A 21,567-nucleotide genomic window follows, 5' to 3' on the forward strand; every position below is an offset into this window, starting at 1 on the left:
TACAAGCATGGCACAAAAAAGTGAAAGCTCAAGTTTGTCATGTTGACACAAATATTCATGATAGAAATAAAATAACTTTTCGTAACAATTTGATGTAATAATTCACTAGCATCTTATAATGTGATTCATGTTGCATTTTAGCTTTAAGACAAGGCCGTATCTCGTCTATATGTAACAAGTTTCATACAGTGAGCTCATTCCTTCACAACGTTATTCACAAGGTGGAAATCAATTTTAAATGGCCAACTCAAAATCACTCCGACATTCTATTTCTCATTACAAATCAAAGCGATTTGTGGGCGTCATTTTATCTCGCGATAAAACTCCGGTCTCCATTTTAGTGCTTTCAAGCATTGTGGGTTTAATTGCCGGATTGATCGGGACATTTTTTGAAATCGGTGTGCATTGGGTTTCTGAATCTCGCACTGAATGGCTAAAGCAAGAATTAAATTCCATGTTGCCATTGTGGCTTGCCGCTATTCTCGTCAGTGCAGGCTTAGCTTTTATTGGTTATTACCTCGTGAATCGATTTGCTCCAGAGGCGGCTGGTTCCGGTATTCCTGAAATTGAAGGTGCAATGGATGATATTCGTCCTGTGCGATGGTGGCGTGTTTTACCTGTGAAATTTTTCGGCGGCTTAGGCGCACTCGGTTCGGGCATGGTACTGGGTCGCGAAGGTCCAACGGTTCAAATGGGTGGTAATGTTGGGCGAATGGTGTCAGATATTTTTCGTTTAAAAGATCAGGATGGACGACACTCTTTACTGGCTTGTGGTGCGGCTGGTGGCTTGGCTGCGGCATTTAATGCTCCGCTGGCTGGCATTATGTTTGTGGTTGAAGAAATGCGACCTCACTTTCGCTACAACCTATTGTCAATAAAAGCCGTTATCATTTCATCTGTCATTGCGACCATTGTTTTCCGTTCTTTAAAAGGACAGGATGCGGTGATCACCATGCCGCAATACACAGCACCAGATTTAAATACATTGTGGCTGTTCTTAGTATTAGGTCTAATTTTTGGCTTTTTCGGCGTTATCTTTAATCGCCTTGTAACATTTTCGCAAGATATGTTTGTGCGAATTCACCGCAATGAGAAGAAACGTTATCTAATTACTGGCACCGTCATTGGTGGCTGTTTCGGTTTACTCCTATTGTACTTACCAGAGTTGACGGGTGGCGGTATTGAATTAATCCCCGGCGCAACTAATGGCGATTACAGTGTAAGCTTGCTGCTAATTTTATTCCTTGCACGAGTAGCCACTACTTTGATTTGTTTCGGCTCAGGGGCACCTGGCGGTATCTTCGCTCCAATGCTCGCGTTAGGGACATTATTTGGTACATTTTATGGTCAGTTAGCACTGAATATTGATCCTAGTTTAAATATTGAACCTGGCATGTTTGCTATTGCAGGAATGGGCGCGTTGTTTGCCGCTACGGTACGAGCCCCTATCACCGGCATACTCTTAGTTATCGAAATGACCAATAACTATCACCTAATTTTGCCTCTCATTATTACCACACTCGGCGCAACCATTGTCGCGCAGTTACTCGGTGGCCAGCCTATTTATACTCAGCTACTACATCGAACACTGAAAAATGCCAAACTGCAACAAGGTGATCTACCAAAGCACGAATCCAAGCCGGTATTGAAAGAAACGGATGTCAAACCGACTGAGGCTGAAGTTTCAGAAAAATAGTTAATCTCAGCTGAGATTAACCATGCACCAAATTAACACTTTGGCAACACTCGCGGTGCACCATATATAATCATTACGCATTAATATGGTGCATCATTTCTTATTGGTCTCTCAACACCATATCGTAACCCCCTACTTTTTATCGTATTAATAACCAACACCTTCTTAATTGAAGCTGGCACACTAATTGCTTTTTAATGGCAAAATGCATCAAAACGGTGCCTTAGATGTTATGGCGCTTAAAAATAGTGCACGCAATTTTGATTATTAGGAGAGATATTGAATGGACGAGTCCACCACTCAAGTATATGGCGCAGTAAAAGCATTAACCCAAAGTTCCGATACCTTATTTTTGCTCTTGGGCGCGATCATGGTTTTCCTCATGCATGCCGGTTTCGCTTTTCTTGAAGTGGGTACCGTAAGGCATAAAAACCAAGTTAACGCACTGGTTAAAATTCTATCCGATTTTGGCGTTTCGACTATTGCTTACTTTTTCTTTGGCTACTGGGTGGCATACGGCCATACCTTCTTTGCTGATGCTCCAACCTTATCGGCAGGCAATGGCTATGAACTCGTTAAATTTTTCTTCTTACTAACCTTTGCAGCAGCGATTCCAGCCATTGTTTCTGGTGGTATTGCAGAACGAGCTCGCTTTTATCCTATTTTAATTGCCACCTTCTTTATCGTTGGTTTTATCTATCCTTTATTTGAAGGCATGATCTGGAATGGTAACTTTGGCTTACAGTCATGGTTTGAAACCACATTCGGTGCCGGTTTCCACGATTTTGCCGGTTCCGTAGTCGTTCATGCTGTAGGTGGCTGGATTGCGCTTATTGCTGTGGTCTTTTTAGGTATGCGTCATGGCCGAGTGCGAGCGGGTAAACACACAAACTTCGCCCCTTCTAACATTCCATTCTTAGCACTTGGTGCATGGATTTTATCGGTCGGTTGGTTTGGCTTTAATGTCATGTCTGCACAAACCATCAATGGCATTAGTGGCCTTGTTGCCATCAACTCATTAATGGCGATGGCTGGAGGAATTCTCGCGGCTATGATCATGGGTAAAAATGACCCTGGCTTTATTCATAACGGCCCACTCGCTGGTCTAGTTGCAATTTGTGCCGGCTCTGACTTGATGCATCCAATTGGCGCTCTCATTACAGGTATTATCGCTGCCGGTATGTTTGTTTGGTTATTTACCTTTATGCAAAACAAAACCAAAGTCGATGACGTTCTTGGTGTATGGCCATTACACGGCGTATGCGGCGCATGGGGCGGTATCGCAGCTGGTATATTTGGTCAAACCATGCTTGGTGGTATGGGAGGCGTCAGTTTTACTGTTCAATTACTAGGCACATTAGCGGGTATTATCATTGCAGTCGCTGGTTCGTTTGTTGTCTATGGAATCATCCATAAAGCGACAGGATTACGTTTAAGCCAAGAAGAAGAATACAATGGCGCTGATTTATCTATTCATAAGATCAGTGCGACCAACGAAGACTAATCGCATTTTACTAAATTATAAAAGCAGCGTATTGAAAGATACGCTGTTCACCGCCAGATCCCTCATCTTACCCTTCCTTACCCCTCTAACAAAATGAGCGTGCATTTCACTTTTTGGGACGTATACCTCAAATACAAAAGTGATCTTAATCACACTTTCGTAAATTCATTTTTAGAATCAAATCACTAAAAACAATATAAATAGTGTTGTTAAAGCGCAAAACACGCATACACACAAGCCATGCAAATATTATTTACAATTAATATATTAGACATAAGATATTGTTTTGAAATAAAAAAGGAGAATAACATTAACATAAAAACACAAACTATAGAGATTGGCATGATTTTTGTTACATTGACTAGAAAAAACAAATCAATTCGACAAATTATATTTAAAAAAGTTTCACAGATAGTGATTGATAAACTAACATTACATCAGTATTGTGTATTTAGCTCCTGATAAACTTATAGTTTTCAAGTGACTAACTAACAAAACCATGACTTAATCTTTACCAAGTTAAAGCATTAGGTCTCCCTTGTACGGATTAATTAACTTTGGTTGGTGCCGATATGAATATTAAACGGATTTCTCTATACCCTTCTGTTGCGTCTATCATTTCTCTATCTCTTTTAATGTCGCCTCAGGTAAACGCTGCTGCTGAAAATGCGGGTGAGTTTTACTTAGGTGCCAAAACTGGTTGGAGCTATTTTTCTGGCTTCTGTGACCCTAAAGAAGGCTGTGATGATAACAGTGATGATGATGCGTGGGGCGGCAGTGTCTACGGTGGTTATCAGTTTAATAACTGGCTATCACTAGAGGGTGGTTATAACTACTTAGGAAATGCAAAAACTTATTTCGCAGCTGAAGATGTTAAAAGCAAAATTCAAAACGGTGAATTAGGCTTAAAAGCTGACTGGAACCTAGGCAGTGCTTGGAACCTATTTGGTAAAGCCGGCACCTCTTACAATGATATTGAACACAAATCTTCTATCGGTGAGTCTGAAAGCGATAATAACTGGTCATTAATGCTAGGTGCTGGTTTAGAATATCAACTTAGTCATAATTGGCGTGTTCGTACAGAATACCAATGGTTTGATGACGTGGGCAGTTCAAGTGTTGGTGATACCGATGTTCACTATGTATCACTTGGCTTAAGCTACTACTTCGGTAGTTCTGATAAAGGTGCTGCAGCAACAGCAGCTGCAGCGGCAACAACAGCAGCGATGGTTCAAGATGAGCCAATGGTGGAAGCAGAGCCAGCTCCAGAGCCACTACCAGCAGCAACTTTATCTAAAGGTGCATTTGGTCATGACTCAACAGAGCTAACTCCAGAGGCGAAAAGCTCTCTTGACCCAGTTGTTACCTATCTTGACCAACGCCAAGACGTAAATGTAACAGTAACAGGTTACACTGACTCAACCGGCTCTGCTGAGTACAACCAAAAACTTTCTGAGCAACGTGCTCAAAAAGCAGCGGATTACCTAACAGCGAATGGCGTTGATTCTTCTCGTGTCACTGTAGAAGGTAAAGGTGAAGCAGACCCAATCGCTGATAACTCAACAGCAGAAGGTCGTGAGCAAAACCGTCGTGTAGAAATTCACTACGTTGAAGCTCAATAAGAAAGCAACCCTTTCATAATTGAATCAATCAAGGAGCCGTTCATTGCGGCTCCTTTCTTTTTATCTAATTAACCTCAATTAAATAGGCCTCCCGAACTTTGCGTAAACGAGATCACCAGCATTGATAGATATATTGATTATGACAATAACGTTCAGATTAAGATTAAATCAAAAGGGCTGACTCCAGTAGAATACCGAAATCAGCCCTTACAAGTCTCATAACAGCAATGTCCAACTTCAAGGCGCATTTCATCCATAAAGTTTTCCCCTTTGCGATAAATTTTAGACAAAAAAAACCGAGCTATTCCTGGCCGGGAAGTCGCTCGGATAGGTAAAGGATTAATACAACGCTATGGTTAGCCGAAGTATTAAGTGCATCTATGATGCGACCTAACAATGAATTTTGTGGTTGGAATTCAGCTATGTATTCCTGTGGCGAGCAAAGTATGTCCGGACTTTGCTCCCCTGTATTCATATCCTTTGTATTCAGATATAAATAAAACTATAAACGTCGCGCCGCTGTTAATTTGGCTTCAAGTTGCAAAATGTCTTCTCTTGCAAACATCTCTTCCAAAGTAGACAACAATTTTCGTCTCCAGTTCGGATATTCGTCCATTGTTCCCGGAATATTGACCGGAGTGTCCATTTCCAGCCAATCTTCAAGCTGTAAACTTAACAGTGCACTTGAACCTGTTGCCATGTGAATTTGCATTGCCTCACTTAACGCTTGGTTAATCATCACGTCACCCGATTCATTCTTCTCAAGTTCTGGTAACTGATTATGTTTGGCTAATGTTGCAATAATATGTTCTCTTCGTGACTTTCTGTCTTCAAATAACACATTTAATTGCTCTTCATCTGGGTAGAGTCCGATTTCTTTGCCTAACGTCAAATCAGCAGCATTCCAAAAGCCACGTAACGTTGGCATGTCATGCGTACATAACGCCGTCATTGACTGCTTTTTGTAATCTTTTGGTGCGATGTATTCACCACTTTGATCGGTTTCAAAGAAGAAGACTTTATAAGAATGCACGCCCGCATCATTTAATTTACCTACGATCTCTTCGGGTACTGTTCCAAGATCTTCACCAATCACAGCACATTGATGACGGTGACTTTCTAAGGCAAGAATCGCCATCAAATCATCCACTGGGTAGTAGATGTACGCCCCATCTTTTGCCCCTTTACCTTTCGGAATCCACCAAAGGCGTAGAAGCCCAAGTACATGGTCGATACGTAATGCGCCACAGTTACGCATGTTGGCACGTAAAAGATCGATAAATGGTTGATAAGCGCGTTTGGTCAATTCATACGGATTAAGTGGTGGTAAGCCCCAGTTTTGACCTAACGGACCAAAGATATCCGGTGGTGCGCCAATGCTGACATCTTGACAAAGTGCGCCGTGATCAGCCCAAGTATCAGCCCCAGAGTCACACACACCAACGGCTAAATCGCGATATAACCCTAGCGCCATCCCTTTTTCGACGGCAAGCGCTTGAACCTGAGTGAGTTGCTCATCTGCCAGCCACTGCAAATACATAAACAGTTGGACTTTGTCTTGATTTTTCTTGATATAACTCTGCACCGCCGAATTATCGAAGTGACGTAGGCCTTCCTCAAACACAGGCCAGCCCCATACGGAATCATCTTTCGCTTTCAAATCACCATGCAACGCATCAAATGCGGCTTGGTGTACGAGACTTTCACCACCCGCTTCTACAAAACGTTGGAAGGCTTGCGCTCTTGGTGTGTTCTTATCCAATTCTTGCTCAACAAACGTAGCATACAATTCTGGTAAGACCGCCATTTTCAATGCGGAGACTTCCGTATAATCGACCCATTGTTTTTGACGATTGTCTGCCAAGCGCTGTTGGAAATCAGCTTGCTGAACTTGCGCTTGTGCTTTTTCACTCTTCGCAAACTCAGGTACAGCCTCAACGTCGATATACATCACGTTTAACCAACGACGTGAAGACGGACTATACGGGCTCGCTCCTTCTGGATTCGCAGGGAATAATGAATGAATCGGGTTTAAGCCAACAAAATCGCCGCCACCTTCTGCAATTTTCTCGACCAAATATTTCAAATCAGAGAAATCACCGATGCCCCAGTTTGACTCCGAGGTAACAGAGTAAAGCTGAATACTCGGGCCCCATAAACGTTCTTCATTTTCTAGTTGAGGCTGTTTAAAGCACGCTTGTGGTGTAATGATGAGCGCCATTTCAAACGGCTTATTACGGCGTTTGCGGAACAGTGAAAATTGGTGGTACCCCAAAGGTAGGGAACTGCAAAGAGAAAAAACTAAGTAGCCTTTTTCTTCACGGTAATCGGCCACAATTTGAGATTCCAAGTACCCTTCAAAACGTTCGCCTTGTTCTGTTTCCACTAGCCAAGAAAACTCACTCACACGTGCTGCGGCACTGATGTGCAACTCAACGTGTACTTCTTTACCTACGTGTGCAACTTTCACGGGCGGGAGCACATCAACAGCGTGACGCTGCTCGGCTTGTGCGAGTAGTGAATCAGGATTAGATGTATCGTAGCCGAGAGCTTGAAGTAATTCTTCAATGGTTTTCTCACTCACGTAGGCTTCTTTTCCCCACGCGCTGATATAATGGTCAACAATTCCTTCACGGCTTGCCACTTGTTTTAATACAGAACCCGTTTGGCAATCGAATTCTTGAGTTGGATTAACACCTTGCATTGAATGCTCCATAACCTTTGTTGACAGACTGTTAATTTGTTAATACCAATCTTGCCCACATCAACGAAGGGTCACATCCTCCCTTTTTAGGGCGTACAAGGAGTAGAGAAAGGGCGTAGTAGAGTGAAAACTCGAACAAAATGAGATCTAGGACAGGATTTACCATATAAACCTGAGCCAGATCACACATAATTGGCTATCACGTGATATTTTAAAGCCAGACAAATACGCAGTTCATCAGATAAAAATAATCAAAAGTTTGAACTCGATAACAAAAAAATTTACCGCCTATTTTCAGCTTTATTATTCATCTTGACCTAAGTTAAATAGAACGCTGAAAATACGAACAATCAGAGAATTATCGCTGCCATGTGGATACCGTCTAAACTCAATCGCCCCGCGCGCCTTCATAACGCCATTCTGCGTTCTAGATTACTCGACGCGCTCACACATGCTCCTTATTACAAGCTTGTGCTATTCCGCTCGCCTGCTGGCTATGGCAAAACCACCATGGCAGCGCAATGGCTGAATAATCATCCCAATTTGGGCTGGTATAACATTGATGAAAATGACAACGATACATTTCGTTTTGCCAATTACTTTCTACAGTCGTTTAATAAAGCGACCAACAACACTTGTCCGAATACACAAGCACTGGCCGAGAGTCGCCAATTCGCTAATTTAACCAGCTTATTTAGCGAACTTTTTGCAGAATTTGGCTTCAATGAGACACAGACATATTTGGTTCTCGATGACTACCACCTCATTAATAACGATGACATTCACGAAGGTTTGCGCTTCTTCCTGAAACACATGCCAGATAACATTACCTTGGTTATTACCAGTCGCACTCATCCGCCACTCAATACCGCCAATTTACGTGTGCGTGATTTGTTAATTGAAGTCGATAACAACCTACTGGCATTTGACCAAGAGGAAACGGAACGCTTCTTCCACAAACGCATCGCTGATCGCCAATACGCTAGTCCAATTTTAGAAGCCCTTCGCAACCAAGTTGAAGGTTGGGCCTCAGCATTACAATTGATCGCTCTGCATGCGCAGCAATCTCCTGGCGCGCTGGAGCTTTCACCAGATTCAATCGCTAACTATAATCAGGATCACATTTGGGACTACTTGGCGGAAGAAGTCTTTGACCAACTGACCACCGATTTACAAACCTTCTTATTGCAATGTTCTGTGCTGGATATGTTCAACGCCGAATTGATTGCTGAATTAACGGGTCGTGATGATGCACTTGCCATGCTGGACTCATTAAACCGATTTGGCTTGTTCTTACATCCGATGGAAGGTGAAGATAACTGGTTCCGATTCCACCATTTATTTGCTGACTTTTTACGCCACCGCCGTTATACGCAAATCCCTGAGCAACGTGCGAAATTGCACCACAACGCAGCCAAAGCATGGCTAAAACAGAAACGCCCTGAAACTGCGTTGATTCATGCACAGAAGAGTGATGATCACCATCTGGTCAGTGAAATCTTGTCGGAATATGGCTGGCAGATGTTTAATAGCGGGGATTTACAAGAAGTTGAAACCGCCATCAATACTCTCTCTGAAGATATTCTATTTACTTCTCCTCGATTGTGTTTATTACGTGCGTGGCTGGCTCAAAGTCAGCACAGATACAATCAAGTGTTGGATTTGATCATCGAAGCTGAAGAGAAACTCTCTCAACACAACATTGAATTAAGCGTCGCTCAAATTGGCGAATTCAAAGCCTTGTCTGCGCAAGTGGCCATCAACCAAAACAATCCGGCATTGGCATTAGAAACCGCCGAATTCGCTTTGCAACAATTGCCAGAATCCAGTTTCCGCAGCCGTATTGTTGCCACTTCGGTTGTCGGTGAGGTTTATCATGTGATTGGTGAGCTTGATAAAGCCTTTGAAACCATGCATAAAACCGAAATCATGGCGCGTGAAGATGGTGTTTATCACCAAGCGCTTTGGGCTATTTTGCAACAAGGTGAAATTCAACTGGCTCGAGGCTACGGTCAAGCCGCATTTGAGCTATTAAATAAAGCCGAACAATTCAGTAAAGAACATCATTTACAACAAGTGCCGTTGCATGAGTTCATGCTGCGAATCAAAGCACAAGTCTTATGGTGTTGGAACCGTTTAGATGAAGCGGAACAATGTGCTCACCTTGGGTTGGAGGTGCTCGCACCATTTAAGGCATCACGCTCATTGCATTGTTATTCCATGCTCGCTCGCATTGCCATTTCTCGTGGTGAACTCGATAAAGCGGCGCGCTATTTAGAAACCTGTAATCAACTCAAAGCCAGCAATCAATATCACATCGATTGGCGCGCTAATGCTGATTTTTCTAACTTACTTTACTGGCAAGCCACCGGCGATGATGAAGCCGTTCGTCAATGGCTGATTGACTGCGAAGAACCGAAATCTGCGGTTAACCATTTCCAACAATTGCAATGGCGTAACATAGCAAGTGGGGCAATACAGATTAACGAGCTTGAGCGAGCTGAAAAGGTACTGACATTTATGCAGACACAAGCGACTAAGCTGAACCTGAAAGCCGATAAAAATAGAAACCTCGTGCTTGAAGCTGTGCTCGCCGTGAAACAAAATCAAACAGAGCAAGCTCTACAACATCTCAGTAATGCTCTGATTCTCACTAACAGCACCGGCATGATCGGTAACTTCTTATGTAACGGCGAAACCATTACTCCGCTTCTACAAACATTAATTCGCAATAAACAACTCGGTGAACTAGAAACCCATCGAGCTCAGAACTTATTGCAGTTAATGTCAAATAAAGAGCGAGCCCGTTCTGTACATTTTGATGAAGAGTTTGTTGAGAAACTATTATCGCTACCTGATTTACCTGAACTGATCCGGACCAGCCCGCTCACTCAGCGTGAATGGCAAGTGCTCGGTTTGATTTATTCTGGTTTAAGTAACGATCAAATCGCCGCAGAATTTGATGTTGCGCCGACGACCATCAAAACACACATCCGGAATCTGTATCAAAAAATGGGATTAGATAATCGTCAACATGCCATTAAAACGGCAGAGCATTTAATTCAACTCATGGGGTTTAATGCAAGTTAACTGCTATGAACAACAAGGCTTTCGATTGACTTAATTCAGTGCAAATCGTAAGCCTTTACTGTTCACTTTTCGCAAACCATCCGACTGATCCACCTTGCACCTTGTTGGCATAAGTCAGTATAAACGTGACCTTGGTAGGCGAATTTGGCTGGGTAGAATGCTATAAATACATCACATTTGCCACAGATTAAGGATGATCGAATGGCGGTATTTCTCAAGCAACATAAGCAGAAACCAACACTCGTTCTCTCTACGATTGAGCGACGGCTCTTTGTTGTCTTCACCTTATTACTTACGATGGCCGCAATTTGGCAATTGAGCTCCTCTCGCCACCAGCGACAGGCTTTGAAACCCTTAAAACAATATCAATATCTATTTAATCAATCTTGCCAACAAGCACTCAATCACGCAGAAGATCGTAATAATCCTTATTGCTTAACCGCACAACAATATAATCAAGCCTTCACGCAAACATTAAAAGATCAGCATATTGAACTGACAGAATCGATAGATCTGGAGCAAATGTTTAAGGCGCATTACCGCCCTTATTCAGATTAACAAGGCCAGCACGGTATACTCCACAGCAGGATCACTTTGATCATATAACTGATCACTCATACATTTCCGAAAAATTTTCTACTAAAAACTGTCGAAAATACCATTTATCTACCACACTAAAGTGGTCAGTCATGCAAACGCACACACTGACGAAACAACAAGCACAACCTAGCTTTTAACATTCCATCCATAACCTCGGTTGATCTGCTTGTTCTACTTCTTGGCTTTAGTTGCACTCCTCCCCACCCTGCAGCTAAAGCCAATTTTTCGTTGATGAGGGATCCCAATGACAAAAACCAGCACTCACCATTTTTCATTTACAGCACTTTCCATCACGGCAAACTCACACATTTTTAAAAGGCTCAAACGCTTTTTCAACCTTTCGTTGTTTGCCGTTATTTCATCCGTCTCAGCCAATATTAGCTTTGCTCAAACACCGGCTATTTATTCAAGCGAAAGTATCTTCCACCCTGTATGGGCAGAGCATGGCATGGTGGCGACCCAAGAAGAATTGGCATCTAAAATTGGTGTCGACATTCTAAAGCAAGGTGGCAACGCAGTGGATGCAGGGGTCGCGATTGGGTTTGCTCTAGCGGTAACACTCCCACGTGCTGGCAACATTGGCGGTGGCGGTTTTATGATGATCTATGACGCCAAAAAGAAACGAACTTACGCGCTTGATTATCGTGAAATGGCCCCATCAAAAGCCTACAAAGATATGTACCTAGACAAAGATGGCAATGCGGTCGAAGAGTTATCTCGCTTCCATGGTTTAGCCGTTGGTGTACCGGGCACAGTGGATGGTTTAATTACCGCACTGGAAAACTATGGCACGCTGGATCTTAAAACCGTCATGGCTCCGGCGATCAAACTGGCCGATCAAGGCATTACCGTGACTCCAGATTTATACACTTCACTGCAAAGTGCAAAAGAACGGCTACAAAAATGGGACAGCAGCATCCCGGTATTCTTTAAAAACAATGGGCAAGTAGATTATCAAATTGGCGACAAATTCGTTCAAAAGGATTTAGCTCATTCTCTCAAGCTCATTGCAGAAAAAGGTCGTGATGGCTTTTATAAAGGTGAAACAGCCAAAGCGATTGCGGACTCTGTCACCGCCGCAGGTGGTTTGATGTCAGTAGACGATCTGGCCAATTACAAAGCCATAATACGTGACCCTGTAATGGGGAGCTATCGTGGTTATCGCATTGCATCTATGCCACCTCCGTCTTCTGGCGGGATCCACATCATTCAAATTTTGAATATCTTGGAAAATTATCGCATTGGCGAAATGGGTCACAACACAGCCGAGACCATTCACGTGATGGCTGAAGCGATGAAACTCGCCTACGCTGACCGAGCCGAATACTTAGGTGATCCGGATTTTGTCGAAGTGCCAATGAAAGGCTTAACCAGCAAAGACTACGCCCACTCATTGTATGAACAGATTTCTCAAGAGAAAGCCCGCCCAGCCAAAGAGATTAAACACGGCCAGCCTATGCCGTATGAAAGTGACCAAACTACCCACTTTTCTGTGATGGATAAAGATGGCAATGCCATTTCCAATACCTACACCTTAAACTTTTCATACGGAACAGGCATGGTGGCAACAGGTACGGGTATTTTGCTTAATAATGAAATGGATGACTTTTCAGCTAAGCCTGGCGTTCCAAATGGCTATGGCTTAATTGGTGGTGATGCTAATGCTGTTCAAGGCGGAAAACGTCCACTTTCTTCCATGAGCCCAACTTTAGTGTTCAAAAATGGTAAACCTATCTTGGCAACCGGCAGTCCAGGTGGAAGCCGCATCATTACCACAACCTTACAAATCATTATGAACGTGATTGACCATGGCATGAATATCGCAGAAGCCACTAACGCGGTGCGTATTCATCATCAATGGTTACCGGATGAATTGCGTATCGAAAAAGGCTTAAACCAAGATACGATTAATCTGCTGAAAGCCAAAGGACAAAATGTGGTTGAAAAAGAAGCCATGGGCAGTACCCAGTCAATTATGCATACCGATTCTGGTTTCTTTGGTGCATCGGATCCAAGAACGCCAAGTGCGTTAACCACCGGCTACTGACGATAGAAGTTCGAAACCGGAAATAATGCTAGCCACTATGTCCCAGTTTTGAATGTCCAAGTCCTGAATGCCCTAGTGTTATGTTCAGCACTAGGGCTTTTTTTTGCAATTTTTACAAAAGTGATTTGTCTTTATTGCTATTAGTGAAAGGTGATTGCCTTGTTAGTATGTTTCTCAATTCATCATTACTTTCATAAGGACAGTCATGAAAAACGACCTATTTTCGTCGATTCAACTCGGTGATCTCACTTTAAATAACCGCATTGTCATGCCTCCGATGACACGCTCACGCGCAAAAGATGGCTGCGCTAACGCGATGATGGCGGAATATTATGCGCAACGTGCAGAGGCAGGTTTAATCATCGCTGAAGGCACACAAATTTCTCAACTTGGCCAAGGATACGCTTGGACACCCGGTATTTACACGCCAGAACACATTCAAGGTTGGAAGTTGGTCACCGATGCGGTTCACGCTAAAGGCGGAAAGATCTTTGCCCAGCTTTGGCATGTAGGACGCGTGACTCACCCAAGCAATACCGGTGGCGTGCAGCCTATTTCATCGAGCGCAATTGCAGCCAAAAATGTCAAAGTATTCATTGATGAAGCGAACCAACCCAACTTTGTTGATACGGTTGAACCGAGAGCCATGAGCAAAGAAGACATTGAACATGTTAAATCTGAATACTATCAAGCGGCATTGAACGCCTTAGAAGCAGGCTTTGATGGCGTAGAACTGCACGCCGCTAATGGCTATTTAGTGAATCAGTTTATTGATTCCGATGCGAATAACCGTACTGATGAATACGGTGGCAGCACCGAAAATAGGCTGCGTTTTTTAGGTGAAGTGGTTGAACAACTCGTCGATGCAGTCGGCAAAGAACGTGTCGGTGTGCGCCTTGCGCCATTCACTTGCTTAAATGGCACAGTCGATAGCGACCCAGAGCATACTTATGTTGAAGCGGCGAAACTGCTCAATAAACAAGGTATCGCCTATATTCACATTGCCGAAGTGGATTGGGATGATGCGCCCGATACGCCAGAGTCATTCAAACAAAACCTACGCAAAGCGTTTGATCAATGCATTATTTTGGCCGGTAAATACAGCCCAGAAAAAGCACAACAAGCACTTAAGCTGGGCTACGCCGACATGATTGCCTTTGGCCGTCCTTTTGTTGCCAACCCAGATCTAGTGACTCGTATTAAGCACCAATATCCGTTAGCGGAGCATAACCCTGAAACGCTATTTGGTGGCGCTGAGCAGGGCTTAACGGATTACCCAGCTTATTCTGAATAATTAAGGAGAATACATTGATGTCTACTACGATTCCCGCTCTTGGTGCTGGCACTTTTCGTCTTAAAGGACAAGACGCCTACCAATCAGTTGAAATGGCCTTAAAACTTGGTTATCGACATATTGATACCGCGCAAATTTACGGCAATGAAGCAGAAGTCGGTCAAGCGATTGCCGACAGCCAGATTCCACGCTCAGAATTATTCATCACCACGAAAATTTGGACGGATAACTTCGCTCAAGCTGACTTTTTACCAAGCCTAAAGGAAAGTTTAGAAAAATTACAAAGCGATTATGTAGACCTACTGTTAATTCACTGGCCGCTAAAAGATGAGTCGGTTCCAATGGTGGAATACTTAACCGAGTTGAAAAAAGCAAAAGACCTAGGTTTAACTCTTCATATTGGGATTTCTAACTTCACGACGGCGCAAATGGCTCAGGCTATTGATATTCTTGGCGAGGGTGAAATATTTACTAACCAAGTTGAAGTTCACCCTTACTTGCAAAATCGTGCGGTAATTGAATTTTGCCAGCAACACAACATGCTCGTTACGGCCTACATGCCTTTTGCTTATGGTGATGTGCTAAAAGATGACGTGATTTGTGCTATTGCCGAAAACCATCAAGCTACACCGGCTCAAGTGGTACTTGCTTGGATTATTCAACAAGGCTATGTGACGATTCCGTCCAGCACCAAGGAAAAGAATCTGGCGAGCAATCTGGAATATTCAAAAGTGAAACTCAGTGAAGCAGAGATGAAACAGATCGCGACACTTGATCGTAATCATCGTCTTGCGAATCCAGATTTCGCCCCTGATTGGGATTAAGATTAACTAAATTATGTAAGGCTCTTAAGAGCCTTACATTCAAAGTTTGTATTTTTACTTCCTAATTTTCCCCATAGTTAGCATTGTTATGCATCAAGCCTAAACATCGTTCATATATAAACATTCATATATTTTTAAAACATCTTCACGAATAGGGTCTTCGGTACCTTTTAACCAAGCAGCAGCCAACGGTAGTACTTTTATACATTCTGAGTTTATACCAGACAACGGTATATATTTAACTTTTTTTGAGGAATATTGCACGGCGGATTTAGGGATTAAAGCAAGCCCAATATCTTCCGCTACCAAGCTAATAATAGTTTGCTTTTCATTAGCCACCTGTACAATATTTGGCTTATAACCATAATGCGAAAATAATTTTATTGTAAGCTTATAGCTATGTGGTCTAGAGCGCTGATCTGGAACAATCATAGGTTGATCAATCAAATCTTGCACTTTAATCATTTCAAAGTTTGATAATGAATGGTTAATATTCACCGCTACCATAACCTCTTCATAACCAAGAAACTTTATTTCCACTAACGGATCGACCGTTGATGGAGGACGAATAAAAACCATATCAAGTCGCCCTGACATTAAGCGAGGTAATAAGCGTTTAGTTTTATCTTCAAGTATTTGTATCGATGCCAAACCACCACGTTTTTTATAATTACTTAGAATGGTTGGCATCATTCCTATCGCAACACTATCAATAACACCGATTTTTATTTGATGAGCATTCAGTCGTGCAATTTGGCGATATTTAAATTCTAAACAATCTGCTTGTTGAAGTAATGCTCGAGCTTCATCAAAAAATTCTCTACCGATAGGAGTCAAAATAACACTTCTAGTAGAGCGATCTAATAAGCGCGCACCAATACCATCTTCTAACAATTTAATATGCCGCCCTAAGGCAGCAGGCATCATTGATAAATTTTGCGCAGCTTTACCAAAATGTAAGGTTTTAGCGACCTCAATAAAGCATCGTAGTTGTGTCAAATTCATCGGCTTAGCCTTTGTTTCATTATATTATTTTTTTATATAAACAGATGCTAATGATAAATGATTAGTCCAGAACCATACTCGTCATGTGTCACAAATAATAAAAAGATTTAAACATCTTTTACCAATAACCTTATGGAGATAAACATGAATACATACAAGATTGCCTCAATTCCAGCTGATGGCATTGGCCCTGAAGTTATTTCTGCAGGTCTACAAGTTCTTGATGCTTTACAGCAAAAAATCGGTACATTTAATGTTGATATTAAACATTTTGATTGGGGTTCAGAGTACTATAAAAAGCACGGGATAATGATGCCAGAAGATGGTCTGAATCAATTAAAAAGTTACGACGCTATCTACTTTGGTGCTGTCGGCGACCCTGATATCTCAGATCACATTACACTGTGGGGTTTACGCCTTCCTATCTGCCAAGGCTTCGATCAGTACGCAAATGTAAGACCAACCAAGATTATTCCTGGAGTAAAATCCCCTCTTACTAATGCCAAAACAGGTGACTTAGACTGGGTAATTGTACGTGAAAACTCCGAAGGCGAATATTCAGGTAATGGTGGCCGTACTCACCGAGGCTTACCAGAAGAAGTTGGAACAGAAGTGGCAATATTTACCCGCACTGGTGTTACCCGCATTATGAGATACGCATTTAAACTTGCGCAATCTCGACCTCGAAAGCTATTAACCGTAGTGACTAAATCAAATGCTCAAAAGCATGGTATGGTTATGTGGGATGAAATTGCAGATGAAGTCTCAAAAGATTTTCCTGATGTTACTTGGGATAAAATGTTGGTTGACGCTATGACAGTAAGGATGACATTAAACCCACAATCGCTAGATACTATCGTTGCAACAAACTTACATGCCGATATTTTATCAGATTTAGCTGGAGCATTAGCAGGAAGCTTAGGGGTTGCACCTACAGCAAATATCGATCCTCAACGCCGTTTTCCATCCATGTTTGAGCCTATCCATGGTTCTGCATTCGATATTACAGGCAAGGGTATAGCAAATCCGATTGCAAGTTTCTGGACACTTTCACAAATGCTAGAACATCTTGGTGAGAAAGAAGCTAGTCAAATGCTCATGTCTGCTATAGATGAAGTTTCAAGCCAAAATATCACCACTCCGGATATTGGTGGAACAGCAACAACTCAACAAGTGACCGACGCTATTATAAAAAAAATCAATTCATAAATCCTCATATAAAATGCCCCATTAGTAATAATAAAATTCCAATTAATGGGGCATAAAAATAATTAAATTGAAGGACCAATAACATGACCCCCTCTACTATTTCTATATTATTTCTATTATTTGCAGTCATTATGTTTATATGGGAGAAGGTTCCCTTATCAGTAACATCTATGATGGTTTGTCTAGGCTTAGTATTAACTGGTGTTCTCGATGAAGAAACTGCATTTATAGGATTCATAAATAAAAATGTTATCTTATTCGTCGCTATGTTCGTTGTCGGCGGCGCTTTATTTGAAACTGGGATGGCAAATAAAATCGGCGGATTAGTTACTCGATTTGCCAAAACAGAAAGACAACTAATAATAGCTATAATGGTTATTGTTGGATTAATGTCTGGTGTTTTGAGTAATACTGGAACTGCCGCTGTACTTATACCTGTTGTTATAGGTATTGCCGCTAAATCAAATTTTGCTCGAAGCCGTCTTTTAATGCCTCTTGTCTTTGCTGCTGCCCTAGGTGGAAACTTATCACTCATTGGTGCTCCTGGTAACTTAATTGGCCAATCAGCATTAGAGTCTATGGGTATGCAATTTTCATTTTTTGAATTTGCTAAAATAGGTTTACCAATGCTGATCTGCGGAATTATTTACTTTGCATTTTTTGGCTATAAGCTTTTACCCCAAAGAGATACAAATGAAGAAAATATCGAGACAGAAAATAGCAATAAGCACAAAGATGTTCCTATATGGAAGCAAAACCTTTCTTTAGCAGTTCTTATCTTAACTATTCTCGCAATGATTTTTGAAAAATCCCTAGGAATTCCTCTTTATCTGTCAGGCAGTATAGCCGCTTTAGTATTAATTCTTTCGGGTGTCATCAATGAAAAACAAGCAATGAGATCAATTGACTTAAAAACAATCTTCTTATTTGGTGGAACATTATCGCTAGCAGCGGCGTTAGATAAATCAGGAGCTGGTGTATTAATTGCGAATGGTGTTATCGACTCGTTAGGTCAAAATGCTTCACCTTATGTTTTAACATTCGCAGTCTTTATGCTCGCCTGTGTTCTTACGAATGTAATGTCAAACACAGCAACTACAGCATTACTTGTACCGATTGCAGTCTCAATTGCTGCAAATTTAGGAGCAGACCCCAGAGCAGTAATAATGGCAACCGTTATCGGTGGTTCATGTGCTTATGCTTCACCTATAGGAATGCCTGCCAACACAATGGTAATGACCGCAGGTGGGTATCGCTTTACTGATTACTTAAAAGCAGGAATACCACTCATTTTTGTATCTCTCATAGTTTGTATGATTCTACTTCCAATTTTATATCCGTTCTTCCCCGATACAAAAGGAAGTTTAATTAAAGGATAGGATCAGATACTAGCGATTCTCGTTACTACATAAGAAAACTATCTATTCAAACATAAAAAAACGCCGCAGAATCAAGCATTCTGCGGCGTTATAGTTTTACTTTATATCAGTGAAATTACCCTTTCACACCACCTGCGGTTAGACCACCCACTAGGAACTTCTGAGCAAGCAAGAACACAATCGTGATTGGTAATGCTGACAGTACGGCTGCGGCGGCAAAGTCACCCCATAAGTAGTTTTGCGGGTATAAATATTGCTGCATACCCACTGCCAAGGTGTAAGAATCAACATCGCGAAGTAGTAATGATGCCACTGGCACTTCCGTTACCGCAGCGATGAATGACAAGATAAATACCACCGCAAGGATTGGCACAGAAAGTGGCAACAATACTAGGCGGAATGCTTGCCAAGGTGTTGCGCCATCAAGTGCTGCCGCTTCTTCCAGAGAGTTATCAATCGATTCAAAGTAGCCTTTGATTGTCCATACGTGTAGTGCAATACCGCCCATGTAAGCAAACACCACACCACCGTGCGTATTCAAGCCTAAGAATGGAACGTAAGTGCCTAAACGGTCGAACAATGCATATAGCGCCACGAGTGCCAATACCGCTGGGAACATTTGGAAGATCAGCATTGAACGTAAGATCACCGCTTTACCTTTAAACTTCATACGAGCAAACGCATAAGCACATGTGGTTGATAGTGTCACGATACCAATCGCTGTTAAGCCAGCTACTTTGACAGAGTTCCACAGCCACAATAACACTGGGAATGGTGGTTTAATCACGCTGCCATCCGCATTCACGACATCAAAGCCCAGCGCCAATTTCCAGTGCTCTAGTGATGGATTACGTGGGATCAAATCGCCCGCAGCGTAGTTACCTTCACGGAAAGAAATCGCGATCACCATCAATAGTGGGAACATCATCAATGCCAAGAAGAACCACATGCCAATATGCGTTGCCCAGACACGGTATTTTAATGATTTAGGTTGAACCATAGCCATGTTGAATCTCCTTATTCTGCTTCTAGTTTAGTGAACTTCATATTCAGTAGTGACAAGCCGCCCACTAATAAGAAGATTAACGTTGCAATCGCACCTGCTAGACCGAAGTCTTGACCACCCGCGCCTTCAAACGCGATACGGTAGGTGTAGCTCACTAATAAATCGGTATGACCGGCTGGAACGCTCGTGCCTATCATGTCTGGCGCACCGTTGGTTAATAATTGAATCAATACAAAGTTGTTGAAGTTAAAGGCAAAGCTAGCAATCAATAGCGGTACCATTGGTTTCACCAGCAGTGGTAATGTAATCTTCATAAAGTTGTCGATTGGGCCTGCGCCATCCATTGCTGAGGCTTCATATAAGTCATCTGGAATCGCTTTAAGCATACCCATTGCCAAGATCATCATGTATGGGTAACCCAACCAGGTATTCACGATGATAACCATGGTTTTCGCTAACGTTGGGTCAGTAAACCATGCCGGGCTAAGGCCGAATAACCCTTGTAGCAGCTGGTTGATCTCACCAAAGCTTTGGTTGAATAAACCTTTGAATATTAAGATAGAAATGAAGGCTGGCACCGCATAAGGCAAGATAAGAAGTACACGGTAGATGCCACGTCCTTTTAACTCTTCCCAAGACACGATTTGCGCAAGAATCACGCCCATTGCCAAAGTCAGTACTACGGTCGCAGCCGCAAATACAACGGTCCACACGAAAATTTTAAAGAATGGGCCTTGAATGCCTGGGTCACTGAAAATACGTGTGAAGTTATCAAATCCAATATTAACGATAAACCCTGGAGTAATTGGCTCAGCAATGAATTGGCCATCCGTATCCACAGGCTGGTAATAACCAATCTCATAATTTGGCTTTAATACTTGTTCACTGCGGTTATTAACGAGAGTTTCGCCGTCAGCATCTAATCTATAAAGCGGTTTTACTTGAGCAAATTTACGTAAGCCAGACATCACCAGTGACACGCCATCAGGCGTTTCAACTTCAAGTTGACTCAACACGCTGCGGTTTTTAATCACATCTTTTAAAGCCGTCTTTTTACCTGGCAATTCGGTTACAGGCGCAAGATCGATATGGCCATCTAATTGTTGTACTGAACCTTCTGATAACGAAATTGGCTGAGAAGCTAACCAGTGATCACCCTGCTTAAGTGCGATGGAGTACAAGTTATCATGCTGACGTAACTCAAAGTTATAGCTATCACCACTTTGGAAAGTTTGTTCAAGTAATACGCCTTGGGCACGCTGAAAACTCAGTTGGTTAGCGCCACTGTAGTTGGTAAAAGCTAAACCAATGGTATAAATCAATGGGAAAATGATGAATAAGATCATCCCTGCAACACCAGGGTAAATATAGCGATGCGCATACGTACGTTTACGAGCAAAGACATAAACACCCATTGAGGCAAGGACAAGCGTTAATAATGCAAAGGCAAATTCACCACGCGCGTACATAAGTACAATCGCATAGCCGTTTAATAATGCAATGGCAGTAAGAACCGCGGTTTTCAACCAAGGAAAAGGGCGAGATTCAGACATTGAGGCCGAATGAGAAGACATAATATTCGATGAC

General features: G+C 42.3%; 14 protein-coding genes and 1 pseudogene. 11 read left to right on the plus strand and 4 right to left on the minus strand.

Going from position 1 to position 21,567, the window contains the following annotated elements; genetic code table 11:
- Nucleotides 1–238 precede the first annotated feature (238 nt).
- The 4 genes and pseudogenes from clcA to Vgang_RS17130 all read left to right on the plus strand — a co-directional run.
- Nucleotides 239–1,696: a H(+)/Cl(-) exchange transporter ClcA gene (clcA, locus tag Vgang_RS14760; RefSeq protein WP_245879879.1), complete on the plus strand. Its 1,458-nt coding sequence runs from the start codon at nt 239–241 to the stop codon at nt 1,694–1,696.
- A gap of 283 nt (nt 1,697–1,979) precedes the next feature.
- On the plus strand, nt 1,980–3,200 hold the full coding sequence (locus Vgang_RS14765) for an ammonium transporter (protein WP_105901598.1): 1,221 nt from the start codon (nt 1,980–1,982) through the stop codon (nt 3,198–3,200).
- 572 nt (nt 3,201–3,772) lie between these two features.
- The gene (locus Vgang_RS14770; protein WP_105901599.1) at nt 3,773–4,822 is read left to right on the plus strand and encodes an OmpA family protein; all 1,050 of its coding nucleotides are present in this window, start codon (nt 3,773–3,775) and stop codon (nt 4,820–4,822) included.
- Between the two features lie 117 nt (nt 4,823–4,939).
- Nucleotides 4,940–5,044 (plus strand): annotated as a pseudogene (locus Vgang_RS17130) (IS3 family transposase); the annotation flags it as partial.
- A 280-nt stretch (nt 5,045–5,324) separates the two neighbouring features.
- On the opposite strand, the gene malQ reads toward Vgang_RS17130, so the two are convergent.
- Entirely contained in the window at nt 5,325–7,526 is a 2,202-nt protein-coding gene (gene malQ, locus Vgang_RS14780; protein WP_105901600.1) for a 4-alpha-glucanotransferase, read from the minus strand.
- A gap of 369 nt (nt 7,527–7,895) precedes the next feature.
- Here malQ and malT point away from each other — a divergent pair, with 369 nt between their 5' ends.
- The 5 genes from malT to dkgB all read left to right on the plus strand — a co-directional run bounded on the left by malT (nt 7,896) and on the right by dkgB (nt 15,381).
- Nucleotides 7,896–10,616 carry an HTH-type transcriptional regulator MalT gene (gene malT / locus Vgang_RS14785; protein ID WP_105901601.1) on the plus strand — a complete coding sequence of 907 codons (2,721 nt, stop codon included), beginning with the start codon at nt 7,896–7,898 and terminating at the stop codon, nt 10,614–10,616.
- 201 nt (nt 10,617–10,817) lie between these two features.
- Nucleotides 10,818–11,174 (plus strand): nucleotidyl transferase family protein, encoded by a 357-nt coding sequence (locus tag Vgang_RS14790; RefSeq protein ID WP_105901602.1) that lies wholly within the window; start codon nt 10,818–10,820, stop codon nt 11,172–11,174.
- A 286-nt stretch (nt 11,175–11,460) separates the two neighbouring features.
- Complete coding sequence (ggt, locus tag Vgang_RS14795; RefSeq protein WP_245879880.1) at nt 11,461–13,263, plus strand: gamma-glutamyltransferase; 1,803 nt, start codon at nt 11,461–11,463, stop codon at nt 13,261–13,263.
- A gap of 205 nt (nt 13,264–13,468) precedes the next feature.
- On the plus strand, nt 13,469–14,557 hold the full coding sequence (locus tag Vgang_RS14800; RefSeq protein WP_105901603.1) for an alkene reductase: 1,089 nt from the start codon (nt 13,469–13,471) through the stop codon (nt 14,555–14,557).
- Between the two features lie 17 nt (nt 14,558–14,574).
- On the plus strand, nt 14,575–15,381 hold the full coding sequence (gene dkgB / locus Vgang_RS14805) for a 2,5-didehydrogluconate reductase DkgB (RefSeq protein ID WP_105901604.1): 807 nt from the start codon (nt 14,575–14,577) through the stop codon (nt 15,379–15,381).
- Nucleotides 15,382–15,480: 99 nt separating this feature from the next.
- On the opposite strand, the gene Vgang_RS14810 is transcribed toward dkgB, so the two are convergent.
- The gene (locus Vgang_RS14810; RefSeq protein WP_105901605.1) at nt 15,481–16,386 is read right to left on the minus strand and encodes a LysR family transcriptional regulator; all 906 of its coding nucleotides are present in this window, start codon (nt 16,384–16,386) and stop codon (nt 15,481–15,483) included.
- Between the two features lie 144 nt (nt 16,387–16,530).
- Here Vgang_RS14810 and Vgang_RS14815 point away from each other — a divergent pair, with 144 nt between their 5' ends.
- Complete coding sequence (locus Vgang_RS14815) at nt 16,531–17,595, plus strand: tartrate dehydrogenase (RefSeq protein WP_105901606.1); 1,065 nt, start codon at nt 16,531–16,533, stop codon at nt 17,593–17,595.
- Nucleotides 17,596–17,678: 83 nt separating this feature from the next.
- Nucleotides 17,679–18,974 (plus strand): SLC13 family permease, encoded by a 1,296-nt coding sequence (locus tag Vgang_RS14820; protein WP_105901607.1) that lies wholly within the window; start codon nt 17,679–17,681, stop codon nt 18,972–18,974.
- A 115-nt stretch (nt 18,975–19,089) separates the two neighbouring features.
- Here the strand turns inward: Vgang_RS14820 and malG are convergent, their stop codons facing one another.
- Together malG and malF are read right to left on the minus strand one after the other, a co-directional pair.
- A complete protein-coding gene (gene malG / locus Vgang_RS14825; protein WP_105901608.1) occupies nt 19,090–19,980 on the minus strand; it encodes a maltose ABC transporter permease MalG in 891 nt (296 codons plus the stop codon).
- 11 nt (nt 19,981–19,991) lie between these two features.
- Nucleotides 19,992–21,554, minus strand: a complete 1,563-nt coding sequence (gene malF / locus Vgang_RS14830; RefSeq protein ID WP_105901812.1) for a maltose ABC transporter permease MalF — start codon at nt 21,552–21,554, stop codon at nt 19,992–19,994.
- Nucleotides 21,555–21,567 lie beyond the last annotated feature (13 nt).

This window comes from Vibrio gangliei (assembly GCF_026001925.1).
Classification (GTDB): domain Bacteria; phylum Pseudomonadota; class Gammaproteobacteria; order Enterobacterales; family Vibrionaceae; genus Vibrio; species Vibrio gangliei.